General features: G+C 59.2%; 14 protein-coding genes and 1 pseudogene. 10 read left to right on the top strand and 5 right to left on the bottom strand.

Annotated features, from left to right (window positions below):
* Window positions 1-371 precede the first annotated feature (371 nt).
* The gene (locus tag KIP88_RS00075; protein WP_214485789.1) at window positions 372-2,960 is read left to right on the top strand and encodes an MMPL family transporter; all 2,589 of its coding nucleotides are present in this window, start codon (window positions 372-374) and stop codon (window positions 2,958-2,960) included.
* Here the strand turns inward: KIP88_RS00075 and KIP88_RS00070 are convergent.
* The gene (locus KIP88_RS00070) at window positions 2,928-3,635 is read right to left on the bottom strand and encodes a DUF2147 domain-containing protein (protein ID WP_214485788.1); all 708 of its coding nucleotides are present in this window, start codon (window positions 3,633-3,635) and stop codon (window positions 2,928-2,930) included. The genes KIP88_RS00075 and KIP88_RS00070 overlap by 33 nt on opposite strands.
* A 101-nt stretch (window positions 3,636-3,736) precedes the next feature.
* Here KIP88_RS00070 and hpnO point away from each other — a divergent pair, with 101 nt between their 5' ends.
* The 4 genes from hpnO (at window position 3,737) to KIP88_RS00050 (ending at window position 7,220) form a co-directional block, all read left to right on the top strand.
* On the top strand, window positions 3,737-5,128 hold the full coding sequence (gene hpnO / locus KIP88_RS00065) for an aminobacteriohopanetriol synthase HpnO (protein WP_214485787.1): 1,392 nt from the start codon (window positions 3,737-3,739) through the stop codon (window positions 5,126-5,128).
* 127 nt (window positions 5,129-5,255) lie between these two features.
* The gene (locus KIP88_RS00060; RefSeq protein ID WP_214485786.1) at window positions 5,256-5,663 is read left to right on the top strand and encodes a GFA family protein; all 408 of its coding nucleotides are present in this window, start codon (window positions 5,256-5,258) and stop codon (window positions 5,661-5,663) included.
* Window positions 5,664-5,903: 240 nt separating this feature from the next.
* Window positions 5,904-6,152: a hypothetical protein gene (locus KIP88_RS00055; protein WP_214485785.1), complete on the top strand. Its 249-nt coding sequence runs from the start codon at window positions 5,904-5,906 to the stop codon at window positions 6,150-6,152.
* Window positions 6,153-6,236: 84 nt separating this feature from the next.
* Entirely contained in the window at window positions 6,237-7,220 is a 984-nt protein-coding gene (locus KIP88_RS00050) for a hypothetical protein (RefSeq protein ID WP_214485784.1), read from the top strand.
* A gap of 33 nt (window positions 7,221-7,253) precedes the next feature.
* Here the strand turns inward: KIP88_RS00050 and KIP88_RS00045 are convergent, their stop codons facing one another.
* On the bottom strand, window positions 7,254-8,162 hold the full coding sequence (locus KIP88_RS00045) for an alpha/beta fold hydrolase (protein ID WP_214485783.1): 909 nt from the start codon (window positions 8,160-8,162) through the stop codon (window positions 7,254-7,256).
* Window positions 8,163-8,170: 8 nt separating this feature from the next.
* The gene (locus KIP88_RS00040; RefSeq protein ID WP_214485782.1) at window positions 8,171-9,790 is read right to left on the bottom strand and encodes a GMC family oxidoreductase; all 1,620 of its coding nucleotides are present in this window, start codon (window positions 9,788-9,790) and stop codon (window positions 8,171-8,173) included.
* Between the two features lie 252 nt (window positions 9,791-10,042).
* On the opposite strand from KIP88_RS00040, the gene KIP88_RS00035 reads away from it, so the two are divergent.
* The gene (locus KIP88_RS00035; RefSeq protein WP_214485781.1) at window positions 10,043-11,215 is read left to right on the top strand and encodes a M20 aminoacylase family protein; all 1,173 of its coding nucleotides are present in this window, start codon (window positions 10,043-10,045) and stop codon (window positions 11,213-11,215) included.
* A 164-nt stretch (window positions 11,216-11,379) separates the two neighbouring features.
* On the opposite strand, the gene KIP88_RS00030 is transcribed toward KIP88_RS00035, so the two are convergent.
* Window positions 11,380-11,988, bottom strand: coding sequence for a DUF1353 domain-containing protein (locus KIP88_RS00030; RefSeq protein ID WP_249790438.1), 609 nt, complete (start codon window positions 11,986-11,988; stop codon window positions 11,380-11,382).
* A 332-nt stretch (window positions 11,989-12,320) separates the two neighbouring features.
* On the opposite strand from KIP88_RS00030, the gene KIP88_RS00025 reads away from it, so the two are divergent.
* The 4 genes and pseudogenes from KIP88_RS00025 (at window position 12,321) to KIP88_RS00010 (ending at window position 17,790) form a co-directional block, all read left to right on the top strand.
* Entirely contained in the window at window positions 12,321-14,531 is a 2,211-nt protein-coding gene (locus KIP88_RS00025) for a S8/S53 family peptidase (protein ID WP_214485780.1), read from the top strand.
* Entirely contained in the window at window positions 14,532-15,644 is a 1,113-nt protein-coding gene (locus tag KIP88_RS48105; RefSeq protein WP_214485779.1) for a serine protease, read from the top strand.
* Between the two features lie 499 nt (window positions 15,645-16,143).
* Window positions 16,144-16,435, top strand: a pseudogene (locus KIP88_RS00015) (IS5/IS1182 family transposase); the annotation flags it as partial.
* A 182-nt stretch (window positions 16,436-16,617) separates the two neighbouring features.
* The gene (locus KIP88_RS00010) at window positions 16,618-17,790 is read left to right on the top strand and encodes a M20 aminoacylase family protein (protein WP_214485778.1); all 1,173 of its coding nucleotides are present in this window, start codon (window positions 16,618-16,620) and stop codon (window positions 17,788-17,790) included.
* Between the two features lie 219 nt (window positions 17,791-18,009).
* Here KIP88_RS00010 and ppk2 read toward each other — a convergent pair.
* Window positions 18,010-18,845, bottom strand: an 836-nt coding sequence (gene ppk2, locus KIP88_RS00005) for a polyphosphate kinase 2 (protein WP_214485777.1), incomplete at its 5' end; no start/stop codon positions are given.

Here is an 18,845-nt window from a genome sequence, read left to right as displayed (position 1 = left end):
TCACATCCGGATCTGCAATATCCGCACCATGACCGGAACCCGTAGGTAATCCCCACCCAAGTAGATGGAAGCGCAGGACTATGTGTCAAAAATTGTGCGGCAGGAAAAGGTGCATCGCGCAATGGTTACCAAGAAATGGGTAACTAAATACCAAAAATGCGCTGCGAGGAACCGTCGCTCCTCACCGGTTCGTCACTTTATCGCCCACAGGGACGGGCTATACCGGCCCCGAACGCCTGTTCCGATCCGTTTTGGCGGCTTCGTTTGAACCGTCGGGGAAGTAACCAAAACAACATTAGATCGGCTTCGGGAACTCCGCTAGACAGCGGGCGTTTTCGCCCAGCTCTCCTTGAGATTTAGAAAGAAACGAAGTGCTGACCAGTATTGTCGTCGCCATTGTCAGAACCTGTACGCGGTTTGCCACTCTCGTCGTCGTCCTCTCGCTGCTTCTGGCGATCGGAGCGAGCTTCTATGCCGCCCGGCATTTCGCCATCAACACCGACATCAACACGCTGATTTCACCCGACCTCGACTGGCGCAAGCGCGACCAACAGTTCGAGCAGGCGTTCGACCGCGAAAAACTGATTCTCGCCGTGGTCGAGGCGCCGACGCCCGAACTCGCCAGTGCCGCGAGCACGGCGCTCTTCACAAAGCTTTCCGGCGACACCAAGCATTTCGAATCGGTGCAGCCGCTGGGTTCCGGCGAGTTCTTCGAAAAGAACGGCCTGCTGTTCCTGCCGGTGGAGGAAGTCGGCAAGGTCGCCGGCCAGCTCGAAGCCGCAGCCCCCCTGATCGAGATCATGGCCGGCGATCCCTCGATCCGCGGCCTGACCGGCGCGCTGGAGACCGGGCTTGCCGGCGTCAAGCGCGGACAGGTCAAGCTCGACAATACCGAACGGCCCTTCAACCAGATCAGCCAGACGGTCGAGGACATCGTGAACAAGGGGACGGCGACGTTCTCCTGGCGCGAACTGGTCAGCGACAAGCCTCTGACCGACGCCGACCGCCGCGCCTTCATCGAGTTCAAGCCGAAGCTCGACTACAGCGAACTCGAACCCGGCAAGGATGCGACCGACGCAATCCGGAAGGCCGCGGCCGATCTCAATTTTGCCGGCCAGTACGGCGCGCGGGTGCGGCTGACCGGCCCGGTTCCGATCGCGAATGAGGAATATTCGACCGTGCAGGAGGGTGCGATCCTCAACGGTGTCGCAACCGTCCTCATCGTCCTCGTGATTCTCTGGATGGCGCTGCACTCGTCGAAGATCATCTTCGCGGTGTTCGTGAACCTGTTCATCGGCCTTTCGCTCACGACCGCCGTCGGCCTGATGATGGTGGGATCGCTGAACCTGCTGTCGATCGCCTTCGCGGTGCTGTTCGTCGGCCTCGGCGTCGATTTCGGCATCCAGTTCAGCGTCCGCTACCGTTCCGAGCGGTTCAAGAACGAAGATCTGGCCCTGGCGCTGGAGAGCGCGGCCAGCCGTTGCGCGGTCCCGCTGTCGCTCGCCGCGATGGCGACCGCCGCCGGCTTCCTGTGTTTCCTGCCGACCGACTACAAGGGCATTTCCGAGCTCGGCAAGATTGCCGGCGCCGGCATGATGATCGCATTCTTCACCAGCATCACGTCCTTGCCTGCCATGCTGAAGCTGCTGCATCCGCCCGGCGAAAGCGAGCCTGTCGGTTACGCGTTTCTGGCGCCGGTGGACGAATTCCTCGAACGGCACCGCGTCATCATCGTCGTTGGCACGCTGCTGCTTGTCGTGGCCGGCCTGCCGCTGCTCTATTTCATGAAGTTCGACTTCAACCCGATCAACCTGCGCAATCCGAAGGCTGAATCGATCGCGACCTTCCTCGATCTGCGCAAGGACCCCAACACCGGCGCCAACGCCATCAACGTGCTGACCACTTCGGAAGCGGAAGCGAAGAAGATCGAGGCGCGCCTGGAAAAGCTGCCGGAAGTCCTGCGCGTGATGTCGATCGACAGTTTTGTCCCCGAGGATCAGCCGGCAAAGCTGCAGTTGATCGCGAAGGCGGCGAGGGTGGTGGGGCCTGCGCTCACTCCCGATTCGGTCGATGCGGCGCCCTCGGATGAAGAGAATGTGGAGGCGCTGAAGAGTTCGGTCACCAGTCTGCGCAAGGCCGCGGGCGACGGCAAGGGGCCGGGCGCGGTTGCCTCACGAAGGCTGGCGGACGCGCTTTCGAAATTGGCCGGAAGCAACCAGGCGACGCGCGACAAGGCGCAGAGCATTTTCGTTTCCCCGCTCAAGATCGTATTCGATCAGCTCAAGAACACGATGCAGGCAGGCCCTGTAACGTTGAAGACGCTGCCGCCGGAACTGTTGAATAGCTGGAAGTCCAAGGACGGATTGATCCGCGTCGAGGCGTTGCCGAAGGGCGATCCCAACGACAACGACAATCTTCGCCGCTTCGCCGATGCGGTGCTGGCGGCCGAGCCGAATGCGATCGGCGGGCCGGTGTCGATTCTCAAATCCGGCGACACTATCGTGAAGGCGTTCATCCACGCCGGCATCTGGGCGCTTGTCGTGATCAGCCTGTTGCTCTGGCTGGCGCTGCGGCGGGTTACCGACGTGCTGATGACGATGGTGCCGCTACTGGTGGCGGGCGCTGTGACGCTGGAGCTCTGCGTGCTGATCGGGCTGCCGCTCAACTTCGCTAATATCGTCGCGATGCCGCTGCTGCTCGGCGTCGGTGTGGCCTTCAAGATCTATTACGTGACCGCCTGGCGCGAGGGCAGAACGAACCTGCTGCAGTCGAGCCTGACGCGCGCGATCTTTTTCTCGGCGCTGACGACCGCGACCGCATTCGGAAGCCTGTGGCTATCCAGTCATCCCGGCACCGCCAGCATGGGCAAATTGCTGGCGCTGTCGTTCATCATCACGCTGGCCGCGGTGCTGCTGTTCCAGCCCGCGCTAATGGGCAAACCGCGCGATGTCGGGGAGTAGGCAGATATCGCCGATATCGGCGGGCTGGCCGGCCGCCTGCTTCTGAGCGGGCGCGGCCTTCGGCGCGGTTGCAGGGCTGGCTGATGCGGGATTCGCTGCACCTGTGGTCTTCGGTGCCGCCGGCGCAGGAGCCGGTGCCGCGGTCGTCGGGTTAGCACCCGATGCAGTACTCTTGGGCGCCGCGCCGGGTGCACCCTTCGGCGCGCCCTTGGCCATGCTGTTGGCAGGGCTCGATGGAATCGGCGGCGCGACACGGGTCCAGGTTTCACCGCCGCACAGGAAGCCGAGCACGCAGCCTTGAATCTCGAGCTGATCGGTGCCGACAGGCTTGATCGTCGAGCTGTAGAGCTGTCCGTCCTTGGCGTTGTAGACTTGGCCTTCCCAGGCATCGACGCCGGGCTTCTTCTTCATGTCGATCAGAATCGGCATGCCAAGCGTCGGCCGGCTCTGCTTTGCGGCGTCCGGATTATTCTTGTCCTTGCCGCCCGGCATCTTTTCCCAGGCGACTACGCCCCACATGTTACCGCTGCATTGGGCGACGCGGATGTTGGCAACACCATCGGCCACTTTCCAGTCACCGGTGGGGTCGGCGGCCAGCGCCGCATTAACACCTGTGGCTAAAAAGATTCCCGAATAAACTATTGTACGCGCGATCGTTCTTGGGCAGTGCAACATGGTCCGAACCTATGTTTAAGTAGATGATCCAAGCGGGGGTCAAAACGCCGCATTTAGCGTTTTCAGTTGACGAAACGGCCATCAACCGACGTATGTAGCCAATGCCAGATTCATATCTAGACGTTTCCGGGCTGTTTGTAGAGCGGCAGGCGCAGCGAAGTTCCATGCATGCGCGCCACCTGAACGAGCAACTCGTCCGTGTGCTGAAGACCATCGGCTACGATGTGGGCTTTCAGAAGGGTCAAGGTCAATACCTGTTCGATCGTGACGGGGCCCGCTATCTCGATCTACTGAGCGGATTTGGCGTTTTTGCGATTGGCCGCAATCATCCGGCGTTGCGTGAGGCGCTCAAAAGCGTGCTCGACAGCAATTTTCCCAATCTCGTTCAACTTGACGTGTCCACGCTCGCGGGCGTGCTGGCGGAACGCCTGCTGGAACATGTGCCATATCTGGACAAGGTGTTCTTTGCCAATTCCGGCGCCGAGACCGTCGAGGCGGCGATCAAGTTCGCGCGCGGCGCGACCGGCCGTCCCGGCATCGTCTCCTGTTCCCATTCCTTCCACGGCCTGTCATACGGCGCGTTGTCGCTGATGGACGATGCGAACTTCCGCAGCGGATTCGAGCCGCTGCTGCCGGGATGCACGCAGATTCCTTTCAACGATCTCGCCGCGCTCGAGCAGGCGCTGTCGTCGCGCCAGGTCGCGGCCTTCATCGTCGAGCCGATCCAGGGCAAGGGCGTCAACCTGCCCACGGATGAATTCCTTCCGGGCGCGGCCGCGCTGTGCAAGAAATACGGCACCATCTTCATCGCCGACGAAATCCAGACCGGCATCGGCCGCACCGGAAAATTCCTCGCAGTCGAGCACTGGAACGTCGAGCCCGACATGGTGCTGCTGGCGAAGGCGCTGTCAGGTGGTCACGTGCCGGTCGGCGCGCTGCTGACGCGCAAGAGTATCTTCGACAAGATCTTCAACCAGATGGATCGCGCGGTCGTGCACGGCTCGACCTTTGCGAAGAATGATCTGGCGATGGCCGCCGGCATCGCGACGCTCGACGTGATCAAGCAGGAAAAGCTGGTCGAGCAGGCCGCCAAGCGCGGCGCCGAGCTGCGCCTCGCGCTGACCCGCATGGTGCCTGGCTATGAATTGCTGAAGGAAGTGCGCGGCAAGGGATTGATGATCGGCATCGAGTTCGGTCCGCCGAAATCGCTGAAACTGAAGGCTTCGTGGAATCTGCTGGAGACCGCCAACAAGGGCCTGTTCTGCCAGCTCATCACCGTGCCGCTGTTCAAGGATCACAAGATCCTGACGCAGGTCTCCGGCCACGGCAGCCACACCATCAAGCTGCTGCCGCCGCTCGTGATCACGGAAGAAGACTGCAGCTGGATCGAAAAGTCGTTCGACGACGTCATCGCCGCCAGCCACAAGGTCCCCGGCGCGATCTGGTCGCTCGGCAAGACGCTGGTCGACAACGCGGTGCGCAAGTCGGCGTAAGTCGCAAGCTCGTAGCCCGGATGAAGCGAAGCGCAATCCGGGAGTGTCTCTCCGGCCGATAGATATATCCCCGGATTACGTTGCGCTTCATCCGGGGCTACTTTCGAGCGGACGTAATGAGGAAATCATGAGCAACATCACTGGCGGCTGTCATTGCGGCGCGATCCGTTATCAGGTCGAGGGCGAACTCATCGTTCATGCGTTGTGTCACTGCACCGATTGCAGACGTCACGCCGGCGCGCCGGTTGTCGGCTGGACGATGTATGCCGAGGATGCGGTCAAGGTGACGAAGGGGCAGCCCAAGGTCTACGAGTCCTCGGAACATGGCCGCCGCCAGTTTTGCGCCAACTGCGGCACGGGCCTCTTCTACACCAATGCGAACTTCTTGCCCGGGGTCATCGATATTCAGAGCGCGACCTACGACGACCCCAACGCCGTCCCCGCAACGGTGCATATCCAGACAGCCGAGCGGCTGCACTGGATTGAGAGCGCGCACGAGCTGCCGACCTTCGAGCGCTATCCCCCGCAAGCGTAGCAGCGTTCGAGAAGCGCAAAGCGCCGCGATCAAGCCAGACGCTTGGCCGAGAAAAGACAGTTCGTCAAAGGCCGGGCAGCGATAGGCCTGTGCTTCTCCAAACCCGTCGGAAGGAAAAATCTTCGCGCCGTGCACGGATTGCACGCGATTTCTCACATCGCGGTGATGGGTGCAGGCACCGGCCTAACTTTCGCATTTGCCGCGCCCACATGAATGAGGTCCCACGAAAGGATACTCGCCATGACGAAGTTCATTCCAGCCATTGCGGCCGCGCTTCTTGCGACGGCCATTGCAACACCGGTGTTCGCGCAGGCCGCGATACAAGAGCCCGGCGCCTTCGCGTTCTATCATCCCAACGCGGACGTCCTCGCGGGCAGGTATGCGGTTCGCCCGCCCGCTTCGGCGAACGCGTATGCGTATTATGGCTCGCCCGTACCGGCACCGGATCGCCTGCCGGTCACGCCACGGCATCGTCGCACAGTGCGATAATGGACTTGCTGATACTTGTCGCGTAACAGCGGGGGCGCTATCGCTCCCGCCGTTCTCGGCAATCACGGCACGGGCCTCTTCGCCATGCCTGGGATCATCGATATTCAGAGCGCGGCCTACGACGACCGACACCGTTCCGGCCATGGGCATATCCAGACAGCCGCGCGGCTGCACTGGATGGAGCGCTCACGTACTCCCAACCTTCGACCGCTATCCTCCGCAAACATGGCGGCGCGGCAGTTTTCCTGCTGTATGGGAGTCGGCAAGAGTGATCCGACGGCGGAGCAAAGACATATGCCACCCATAACCTATTGCGACGACGAGATGATGGCCTATAGGTCGGCGAGAAAGACATTCCAGCCCGGCGAACGTGTCGTCTTCGACGAAGGGTACCGGCTTGCGCACCTTCCCCTCGTGAATGCAGGGCACCCCGCAGTCATCAGCGAGGTCGACGGGCGTGATTATCGAAACGGCACCTATGAGAAGACGCGCTATGCGCTTGTGATGCCAATTTCCGCGGATGCCTTTCTCGAATCCGACCAGGTTCAGGCGCTTGAGTTGGCCATAAAGTCATCGAGCTTCGCGCCAAAGATTGCGTGGGAGCTCTGCGAACGCCGCCGGTTGCAGTTGCATGCAACGCTTGCAGGCGGCGTTCCGGAGACCGATCTCGATCGCTACGCTGCGGTGGTTCAAGATTTGCTTGATCGAATAGGTTCGATATCCGTTTGTCTAAAAGGGCCGTTTCTGGGCACCAGGAACACGGGTCGTATCTATTTTCCAGTCTACCCGCAGAAGATCCGGAACGAAGATGCATTTGCGCTGGTGCAAAAGAGCATCGGCGTGTCCGCGACGAAACTCTACCTCGTCGGATATTATCATATGCGCAATGAACTCGATCCGCTGGAAACAACGGAGCTGGCCGAACTGATCGATCAGTGGCGGGATCGGATTGTCGTCAGGACGACCATTCCCTTCCTTGAGTTGCTTGCCACCAACGACGATCTTGCGCTTTCCGCGCGGACGCACGCGAAAATTTCAGCCAGGGGGACGCCTCGCGTAAAGCGCTGACAAGAAGAAGCAGGAGAATTGTAGCCGGAGGATCTAGCGGTCTTTCGCTTCGAATATTTGCAGGGCACCAAGCAGGAGTTTTGGATCCTCTTGGCCGACGCAGTGACCGACCCCGGCAAAACTCCATTCGCTGACTTGCGGAATCAGCGCCACGGCCCGTGACGCCATCATTTTATAGATCGGCCATGATTGTTCGGTCGTCGCAACGCAGACGGGGCAGTCGATCTCGGTCAGCCATGCGAAAGGATTGCCGCGGTCGTCTCCGGTGTAGACCTGCTCCATCGCCTCACAAATCCGGAGAGTAATGGCGGACTCGATCTCAGGCGTGCAGAGCAGTCGTACCCGGCCGTCCCTCAGAGGGGCAAAACCATGCCGGATGTAGGCCCAGAGCGAGGACTCGGACCATGTCGCAAACGCAGGCGCGGCGCGATAGCGCTGGAACGCCGTCTCGGCGCTGTCGAACTCGGCCTGGCGGCGCAGCACGCTCTGCACGGCAGCCGTCGACCTGTCGCTCAACCCGGCGCCATCGGCGCGGGTCGCACGCGGATCCATGACGGTCGGCTCCATCACGAACAGGCGCGAAAAGCGCTTGGGCAAAAGTTTCGCCGCGAGCAGGAGATCGGTGGCGCCTGCGCTGTGGCCGATACCAAATATATCCGTCAGGTCGAGCGCCTCGATCACCCGACACAAATCCTCGGCGAAATCCTGGAAGTGATAGCGGTCGGCCGCCGGCTTGTGACTGTCGCCATGGCCGCGGCGGTCGAGCGCATAGACGGTGTAACGCGACGCCAGTTCACGGGCGACCTCATCCCAGACCTCGGCGACAAAGCCGGTGCCGTGCAACAGCAGCGCGGGCGGTTTGCCCGAGCCGTCCTCGCCCCATCGGGCGAGCGCAATGTGTTCGCCGACAGGTCCGACCGAAATCCGTTTGGCGTTCGTCATGGGAGGGATTATCGCCCATCCTCCAGAATCATCGCCGCGCCCTTTTCCGCGATCATCGCCGTCGGCGTGTTGGTGTTGCCCGACGTGATCGTCGGCATCACGGAAGCATCGGCCACGCGCAAGCCCGCGATGCCGTGGAAGCGCAGGCGCTCGTCGACGACGGCAAGCGGATCGCTCGCCGTCCCCATCTTCGCGGTCCCCACCGGATGGAAGATCGTGGTGCCGATATCGCCGGCGGCCTTGGCCAGCGAGACGTCGTCGTCGCCGACGCTGGGGCCGGGCAAATATTCCTGCGGGCGATATCGCTCAAGCCGTTTCTGCTTCATCAGCCGCCGCGTGGTGCGGATGGCATCGGCTGCCACCTGGCGGTCGTCGTGAGTCGAGAGATAATTCGGCGCGATCGACGGCGCCTCGTCAGGCTTCGCCGAGCGGACGCGCACGGTGCCGCGCGAGGTCGGCTGCAGATTGCAGGCGCTCACGGTGATGGCGGGAAAACGATGCAGGGGATCGCCGAACTTGTCGAGCGACAGCGGCTGCACATGGAACTGGATGTTGGCACGCTCGCGATGCGGATCGGAGCGCGTGAAGATGCCGAGTTGCGACGGCGCCATGGTCAGCGGCCCGCGGCGGCGGAAGGCATAGTCGAGCCCCATCAGGCCGCGCCGCATCAGCGACCAGTAGGTCTCGTTCAGCGTACGCACACCCTCGACCTTGTAGATCGCGCGCTGCTGCAGATGGTCCTGCAAATTGCGCCCGACGCCTTGCTTGTCGAGCACGACATCGATGCCGAGCGGCGACAGCCAGTCTGATGGCCCGATGCCCGATCGATGCAACACCTGCGTCGATCCGATTGAGCCCGCACACAAAACGACTTCGCCTTTGGTGCGCGCCTCGACCACTTCATTGCCCTGGATGAAGCGCACGCCGACCGCGCGGCCATTCTCGATGATGAGGCGGTCGACCAGCACGTTCTTTTCCAGCCGCAAATTGCTGCGGTTCAGCACCGGCTTGAGGAAGCCGCGCGCGGACGACCAGCGGCGGCCACGCTTCTGGTTGACGTGGAAATAGCTCGTGCCTTCGTTGTCGCCGGTGTTGAAATCCGGAATGCGCTTGACGCCCATTTCCTCGGCAGCGTCGCCGACCGCGTCGAGAATGGCCCAGGACAGCCGCGGCGCCTCGATGCGCCAGCCGCCGCCGGTGCCGTGATGCTCGCTCTCGCCGAGGAAATGATCCTCCAGCCGCTTGAACAGCGGCTTGACGTCGTCATAGCTCCAGCCGGTCAGGCCGAGTTGCCGCCAGTGATCGTAATCGGCGGCCTGTCCGCGCATCGAGATCATGGCGTTGATAGCGGAGGAGCCGCCGATCACCTTGCCACGGGGATAGGCTAGCGCCCGCCCGTTGAGCCCGGGCTCCGGCTCGGTCTTGAACATCCAGTCCGAGCGGGGATTGCCGATCGCAAAGAGATAGCCGACCGGGATGTGAAACCAGATCCAGTTGTCGTTGCCGCCGGCCTCCAGGATCAGCACGCGGTTTTTCGGATCGGCCGACAGCCGGTTGGCCATGATGCAGCCGGCTGTTCCTGCGCCAACCACGATATAGTCGAAATCGCCTTCAAGCCGTTTCGGCATCTCTCAGTTTCCACCCGTTGACGCCGTCATGCCCGGACTGGTTCCGGGCATCCACGTCTTTCCTGGGCGTTTATTAGTCAGACGTGGATGGCCGGGACAAGTGTTCAGCCCGGGGACATAGCCGACGGGTGTTCGGGGACATAGCCGACACATCAAGGTGCAGGGATGGGGCTCTGCGGCAGGGTGCGTTGGTTGGACCGCACCTTGCATGCTACAGGGACAGAAGCGTTCAACCCGGAAAGCCTGTTCCGCATGCCCATCGTCAACCGCGTCGCCGAGTTTCAGCCCGACATCCAGGCCTGGCGCCGGGATATCCATGAACACCCGGAACTGCTCTACGACGTGCACCGCACGGCGGCATTGGTGGCGGACCGGTTGCGGGAATTCGGCTGCGACGAGGTTGTTACCGGTCTTGGCCGCACCGGCGTCGTAGGCGTCATCAAGGGCAACAGGCCCGCCGGCAGGGGTGACGTAAAGGTCATCGGGCTGCGGGCGGATATGGACGCGCTGCCGATCGAGGAAGCGACCAATCTGCCTTACGCTTCCAGGACGAAGGGTTTGATGCACGCCTGCGGCCATGACGGCCACACCGCCATGCTGCTGGGTGCGGCGCGCTATCTCGCCGAGACCCGCAATTTCGCCGGCGATGCGGTCGTGATTTTCCAGCCGGCGGAAGAGGGCGGTGCGGGTGCCGTCGCGATGATCAAGGACGGGCTGATGGACCGTTTCGGTATCGAGCAGGTCTACGGCATGCATAACGGTCCGGGCATTCCGGTCGGCGCGTTCGCGCTTCGGCCCGGTCCGATCATGGCCGCAGGCGATGCCGTCGTCATCAAGATCGAGGGGCTCGGCGGTCACGCCGCGCGTCCGCACAAATGCATCGATTCCGTCCTGGTCGGCGCGCAGTTGATCACGGCGCTGCAGTCGATCGTGTCGCGCAGCGTAGATCCGCTGGAATCGGCGGTCATTTCGATGTGCGAATTTCACGCCGGCAACGCCCGCAATGTGATCCCGCAGACCGCCGAGCTGGCGGGCACCGTCCGGACCCTGAACGGTGAAGTGCGGAAAATGGTGGAAAGACGGGTCCGCGAGGTCGTCGCCGGCGTGGCGCAGATCACCGGCGCCAGGATCGACCTGACCTACGATCGCGGCTATCCGGTAACGGTCAACCATATCGAGCAGACGGATGTCGCGACGCGGGCAGCCCGCGAAATCGCCGGCGATGCCAATGTGCATGTGATGCCGCCGCTGATGGCTGGTGAAGATTTCGCCTTCATGCTGGAGCAGCGGCCGGGTGCGCTGATCTTCTGCGGCAACGGCGACAGCGCAGGGCTCCATCACCCCGCCTACAATTTCAACGACGAGGCGATCGTGTTCGGCACCTCCTACTGGATCAAGCTGGTCGAGAACACGCTGGCGGCGTGAGGCCGTTCACCGACATTTCAAGCGCCGCCAAATCCCGCTGAGGCAAAACCGGGACGCAGTCTTCTTAGCCATCGTCTCGGCCAATGTGGCAAGAACTCTTCCGAGATTACCTGCCCTTTAGAGCTCAGAGAATTTTGTAGCAGGACTTCTGATCTATGACCGAGTCAGTCTGCGAACACATCGGGTACCTTCTTCCAGTCCTCCCAAGATATCGTTGGATTCTCCGGAAAGCGCTTCAGGAGACGCTTCTCACCGTTATACTTAAGTTTGGAGTTTCCAATCCAAGAAGACTCGCCACCCAAGTGAACGCCCTGGTAGATCGCAACGCGATTCGCCGCAGGTATCTTAAAGTCAATCATCGCCGCATTTAGCACGCTGTCAGCAATTTCCCTCGTGGTCGTTTGATACCAGTACAGGTAATCGTGGACGATGGCGGCCCATACGTAATCACCGTCACGGGGTAGAGCGGTCCATAGCGCACGCGGGATACTAGCAAAGTCGGTTACAAAACCCGCGGGAACTGACACTGATGGCAAAGTTTGTCCGGGGGAAGGTGTCCAGTCGATTCTCTTGTTTAAGTACCAAAAGGCATCGGCAAAACGAGTGACGCTCAAAACACCGCTCGCCACCTCTTTGCCAACGCCAGTCGCTTCGTCCATCCACTCGATAAGCTTGATTTGCTCTTCGGATAACGTCGGCATGGCCCGTGCCCACGGCACGCGCATTGCGGTAGCAACAGCGACGGAAGCGAGAAATGTACGCCGTGCGATCATGGGCTTGCTCCCTGACGAAAGGCTGACTTTGAAAAACGGTGAGTCAATGCCACGCTACGGTTATTGGAGGAGGCGTCGAACAATCGACTGTGCCCGCTATAGGGCTCAACCTCCACAACAACCTAGAATATTTCCCTTTGATTCTGCAACTCTCCAATATAGTGTTGCTACAAGTTTAGTACATATGCTCGCGCGCGGCTCGACAAGCTCCGCGCAGCGCTGATACTTTTAATCGTTGTCCGAGGGCAATGTGAATTGGCTATTGGCTCTGGCCCCGGAGTGCCAGGACGACCCCAAGTTTTGACAGAGCCTTGCGACAAGAGGGCAGGCAAATGAAGCAGCAAAGCAGCTTTCTCACGTTGGCACCGATCGCCATTGCGGTGACCTTGAGTGCCTGTTCCGCCTACGCGGGAAATGCCAACCGTCCCCAGGACGATGATGACAAGGTTCTGTGGACCTCGGCGAGTTCGAGCGCGCACGATTTCGCACGCGAGCTCTCAGAGCTTTACTCAACACTTTATACCACGGGAAGACTTTCGCTTCGGCGAAACGTAATCGCCCAATCTGACAACATTGAAGAAGTGCTGCGTGACAATGGAAACCTGGTCGGACCGGAATTTCCTGAAGCAATCGATAGTTTAGTTTGCGACTTGAACGCTAATATATGCCAGCGGAGCCACACGCTTCGCGCATCAGGATCAAGTTCTTTTGGGTTTATTGCGTCGCCTACTCTTTGGAAGCTGAAACGTGGAGATTCTTTGGTGCTTCCCGCGATTCGGCTTACCATGATTCCCAAATGGGTACCGGTACCCGTTGGACCAAAGCAGCCGATAAGTTATTTGGTGACTGAGGTTTTAGGCGGTTGCATCGACTATGATTCCGCATGCCGACAAAGTATCCTTAAATACAACCGAAAGTTGGACGAGGCGATCTTAACTAACGACTCAAAGACTTTCACTGGCAATCTCTCGCTTCCTGTCGTGGCGGCCCGCGCAACGGTCGACATTTCGTCTGCCGAGGAAGGCGTGTATTCCGGTCCTCCCGTGAGAGAGGACCGGCCTGGCCAGGCGCTAGAGCTTACGCCATCGTTCGACGGTTCATTCAAGGTTAAGAACTTCGGAGCCTCTATCGGAGCCACTATTGGATCTGATACTAGCGTGCAGGGCATCCCGGAAAAATCTGCAGTAATTAAGAATCTGCGACCAAATAGTATTGGAGGTGCAAGCAATAGTATTCGATGGCAAGCGGAAACTCCTCCCCAAGCGAAAATCAGCGCATTGTTTCCAACAGATTTCGATAAACATCAGAAGGACATTAGCAACCTTATCGTCTTCCCATACCGTACATTGGCGGAGTATCCGTCACTGCTTAGGGGCGCGACAGTTGGCATTTTTGACAGCTGGGTCGACAATAGCCACTGCGCCTTCGAGGGGGCTCGCTTCCAAGTCCATAACCTCAGCACGCGTCAGAGCGCAGCGGCAGGCAGTTGCAACGAACAGACGACAACGGGAGATGTCGATCACGGAACCCACATCGCGGGACTGATAGCCGGAAGGCTACCAGCGGGTCACAATTTCGGCTTGAACCCCTACGCAAACCTGATTTCGTACGAGGTTGACTTTTCTAAGCTGTCGGACCCTGCCGAGCTAATTGCTCTGGCCACTAACATCGAGAAAATGCCCAATGCCAATGCGGAGGTAGTGAACCTCAGTTTCGGATACATGCTTGACCCTCAGCGAGGTATTCAAGATCCGGTCCAGAGCGCGATCATTAGCCAACAGGATAGAACGTTGTTTGTGATGGCAGCGGGAAATTACGGTACAGACGTATCGTACATCTGCGATCAGCGCCCCACCTGCTTTGATCTGCCAAACGTCATCGTGGTTGGTGCACTCAATAGGAGTGTCGACTCTCCAAAACTCTACACGGCAGCCAACGGAAAACTTCAGACCAACTATGGATCTCGCGTCCATGTTGCCGCGATTGGCGAAGATGTCTTCAGTACCGTGGCATTTGGTAGATATGGGGTAATGTCAGGCAGTTCCTTTGCTGCTCCCCAAGTCGCCGCGGTCGCTTCTCTGCTGATGCGAAAGTACAGAAAGCTCAGCCCACAAGAAGTTAAGAACCGGCTCGTTTATTGTTCAGATCATGTTGGCGCGCTGGGTGACCGACTATTCGGTGGACGGTTAAACGCGAAATGTACGCTTGATGGTGACTCAGGTTCCCTACTACTTAGCACAGCAGACGCCGGAAAAGCGGTTGCCGGATTTTTTCAGGCCGGTTCAACGGCAAAGTTTCGCGATCGCGAGAATGGACGCGTAGTGCAGATGCCGGTCGAAGTTGTTCGTGCCGTACATTTCGATCAAAATCGACAAGTCTTCACTGTGTATTTCAATGCAGACAAAAGTTCGGACTCTCGCCTCCTTCGTGAAACCAATCTTGTTCCAGATAAAGACACCGATACAATGACATTTATCCTTGGCGGTGTTCCCAAATCCGTCCGGACGAGCGAAATTGTTCGTTATACCTCAAGTGTCAAATAGGTGAGCAAGTCGTTACGGAGCATACTAGCTGTTCTCGTAATCATCGCGGTGGTAGGAACGCCTTCGATTATCTGGGCAGAGCAGCCGCTTGCCGAGGGCACCACCGAAAAGGTCAATGAGCCGTTCGCAATTTCTCCCCGTGGCGCTCCCGAACCATTTTTGTGGAAGGCTATTTTTGTGAAGCCGACTGCCACCTTTTTGAGAGTGCATTTCGCGGATATTAAAGATCATTCGAGCGTGGAGTTCGAGGTAGCGGTGCTCGATCGAAATATGCGGCGGGTCCGTGCGTATAATAAGTATGATTTTGCGCGTGGGGCGTTTTGGTCGCCAGTTGTCAAGGGAGATACCATCAATCTGGAGGTTAAATCGGAAGGCTTGCCAATCGGTTTAAGCTTTAGGATCGACGAGATCGCATTTCAGGAGAAGCACGCCGTCAAATACTCGCTAGTACATGATCCACCTGAACTCGAAGAAATCATCAAGTACAAGGATGTGCCCCAAGTTTTCATGCCTAGCGGGGCTGTAGCAAAGCTAGTCTTTTCCGCAAACGGGAAGTCTCTTACGTGCAGCGGCTTTCTCATCAGTGATGAGAAGTTTTTGACCAATCATCATTGCATAGATCGAAGGGAGACTTGCGTTGACAATGCCATCGCCATCTTCGGATATCAATTGACTGATTCGGGCCTTGCCGAAGGAGAGCAGTTCGACTGTGTCGAGCTGCTAGATTTTGATGCAACGCTCGATGTCGCGTTGGTTAAGCTCAGATCGAAGCCAGGTAAGAAATACGGCTGGCTTGAGCTAACCAATCGCACCGTTGAGCAGGGCGAACAAGCCTACCTAATCCAACATCCGGCGGGTGAGCCTAAGCAAATCGCTCGTAAGCAGTGCTCAGTGTCTACTTTGAATGCGGAAGGCACTTATCCCGACACAGATATCGGCCACCAGTGTGACACCATCGGAGGCGCGTCAGGCTCTCCGCTACTAGGAAAGGACTTTAAGGTGGTGGGGCTGCACCACCGCGGCTTTAGTTCTGTTGGTCGCTGGAAAAAAGAAAACAGGGCGGTGCAGATCGGAAGAATTATGCATCGACTTTCTCAGCATCTCGACCGATGAAAAGCATAATCAACTTACAGCGAAATTGAATAAATCAGACCGCAGATTTCATCGTTATCTTTGCGAAGGGTTCATGATGCGGGGGCACATCTTGAGAACACTCCGCAAAACGTTTGCTGATCTTTCAAAAACTGACAGGCAATCGGCCTCAATTCGGCAGAATTGTTATCGAAGTGTTTTTCTCCGTATGATAAAAGAATACGTACCCATCAGTCTGCTGGATGCCTGCGTTTATCTTTGATGACGCCTTGTGGGCAGCTCAAGACAGCTCATTTCGCTCGCGTCTCGGCTAACTCCAACGGCGGGTCGCCCTCACATTCAATGTCGCCGAAGGGGCCAGGCTGTGTGAAAACGCCAGGGCGCTCGGCGGCGATAGTAGAAGTTATTCGTTCAAAGCCGTCTTAGCGGTCAAACTCGCAAACGCATTCATGGAGAACAAACTGAAGAATGTAATTCTCGCCGTGTTTCGATCTTTCGCGTTTTTGCACAGCCATGGTCATTAGCCGACAAACTTCTGTCTCGCCTGAAGTTAGGATCGATGCTTGCCGATCGTGGCTATGACGCTGACTGGATCAGAGAACTCGCTCTGAACAAGGGAGCATGGGCTAACATCCCGCCAAGCCGACCTGTTTCAGTCCTCTATCGAGCTCGCAATCTCTTCGAACGCTTCTTCAGCAAGCTCAAGTGGCGTCGCGTCGCAACGCGCGGTACACAAGCTCGCGGCGAATTACCTTGTCTTCGTCCAGCTCGCGTCGATACGGCTGTGGCTTCGCGCTAATGAATTCATGCCCCGGTCACGCCCAAATGTGCAGGCCCCTCACTTTTGGGACCCCCCAAGGCTTAGCCAGGCTTTCCAGCCCTGGTCGGCCAAGCTCCCGGTTGGATAGGGGCTCTGCGGCAGAGTGCTGGGTGGACCGCGGCTTGCATGCTACAGAAGCACTAGCGTTCCAACCTTTGAGGCCAGAGAAATCCCATGCCCATCGTCAACCGCGTCGCCGATCTGCAACCCGATATTCAGGCCTGGCGCCGCGATATCCATGAAAATCCCGAATTGCTGTACGACGTCCATCGCACTGCAGCATTCGTGGCGGACCGCCTGCGCGAATTCGGCTGTGACGAGGTGACCACTGGCCTCGGCCGCACCGGCGTCGTCGGCGTCATCAAGGGCAAGCAGCCCGGCAAGGGCGAGATCAGGGTGATCGGGCTTCGCGCCGACATGGACGCGCTGCCGATCGAGGAAGCGACCAATCTGCCTCACGCTTCCAAGACGCCGGGCCTGATGCACGCGTGCGGCCATGACGGCCACACCGCGATGCTTTTGGGTGCAGCGCGATACCTCGCCGAGACCAGGAATTTCGCCGGCGACGCGGTCGTGATCTTTCAGCCGGCCGAGGAGGGCGGTGCGGGTGCCGCCGCCATGATCAAGGACGGTCTGATGGACCGGTTCGGCATCGAGCAGGTCTACGGCATGCATAATGGCCCCGGGATTCCGGTCGGCTCCTTTGCTATCCGACCGGGTCCCGTCATGGCCGCGACCGACTCGATCGACATCAAGATCGAGGGCCTCGGCGGGCACGCCGCCCGCCCGAACAAGTGCATCGATTCCGTGCTCGTCGGTTCGCAGGTGATCACCGCCCTGCAGTCGATCGTCTCGCGGACCCTCGATCCCCTGGACTCGGCCGTGATCTCGATCTGCGAGTTCCACGCCGGCAACGCCCGCAACGTGATTCCGCAGACCGCCGAACTCCGGGGCACTGTGCGCACCCTGACCCCGGAAGTGCGCGAATTGGTCGAGAAGCGGGTCCGGGAGGTGTGCGAGGGCGTAGCCAAGATGACCGGCGCCAAGATCGATCTCGTCTATGAGCGCGGCTATCCCGTGACCAAGAACCATGCCGAGCAAACCGACTTTGCCACGCAGGTGGCCAGGGAAGTGGCCGGCGCCCAGAACGTCCACGAGATGCCGCCGCTGATGGGCGCGGAAGATTTCTCCTACATGCTGGAGGCCCGGCCGGGCGCCTTCATCTTCTGCGGCAACGGCGACAGCGCAGGGCTCCATCACCCCGCCTATGACTTCAACGACGAGGCGATCGTGTACGGCACCTCATACTGGATCAAGCTGGTCGAGAACAAGCTGGCGGCGGCGTAAAAGCACACAACGCCACTTCAACTTCGATCGCACATGAAGTGCGAGGTCACATCAAGGAAGGCCCGTATCTCCAGTGCGGGCCTTCATTTTTTTCTCTCTCAACCGCGGCTTGAAATGCGTGTAGTTGCCTCGTCTTCGTCGCGATCGAGATTTCCAGCGGCATCCGAAATGCGCAGCCGTATGTCGTCAGCCGTATCCCCGGCGCGCGCAGTCCGCCGCTCAATAGCGCTCCGGCACGTACATTTCGGGTGGAATCGGCCCGCGGCTATATTCCGGGTTGCGTACCCGCGGCGGCAGTACCACCGGCTTGCGCTTGATTTCCTGGTAGGGAATTTGCTCGAGCAGATGCGCGATGCAGTTCAGCCGTGCCTTCTTCTTGTCGTCGGCTTCGACCAGGTACCAGGGCGCTTCCGGAATGTGGGTACGCTCCAGCATCGCTTCCTTGGCCTTGGTGTATTGCTCCCAGCGGCTGCGCGATTCCACATCCATCGGGCTGAGCTTCCACTGCTTGAGCGGATCGTGAATCCGCATCGTGAAGCGCAAATACTGCTCTTCGTCCGTGATGGAAAACCAGTACTTGATGAGGATGATTCCGGAGCGCACGAGCATACGCTCGAATTCCGGCGCCGACCGGAAGAATTCTTCGACCTCGTCTTCAGTGCAGAAGCCCATCACCCGCTCGACGCCGGCGCGGTTGTACCAGCTACGGTCGAACAGCACGATCTCGCCGCCGGCCGGCAAATGCGAAACGTAACGCTGGAAATACCATTGGGTGCGCTCACGCTCGTTCGGCGCCGGAAGCGCCGCGACGTGGCAGATCCGCGGATTGAGCCTCTGGGTGATGCGCTTGATGACGCCGCCCTTGCCCGCGGAATCGCGCCCCTCGAAAATCACCACCACCTTGAGCTTGTGGTGCTGCACCCAGGTCTGCAATTTTACCAGTTCACCCTGCAGACGGAACAATTCCTTGAAGTAGACGCGCCGATCGATCGTCTCCTGTGCCGTATGGTCGGCAAATTCATTGGTCAGCGCATCGAGGCGATCGTCGTCGATTT

The sequence above is a fragment of the Bradyrhizobium sp. SRL28 genome (assembly GCF_018596315.1).
Taxonomy (GTDB): domain Bacteria; phylum Pseudomonadota; class Alphaproteobacteria; order Rhizobiales; family Xanthobacteraceae; genus Bradyrhizobium.
The sequence above is the reverse complement of the archived record's forward strand: the minus strand, read 5'-3'. Positions and strand labels throughout refer to the sequence as shown.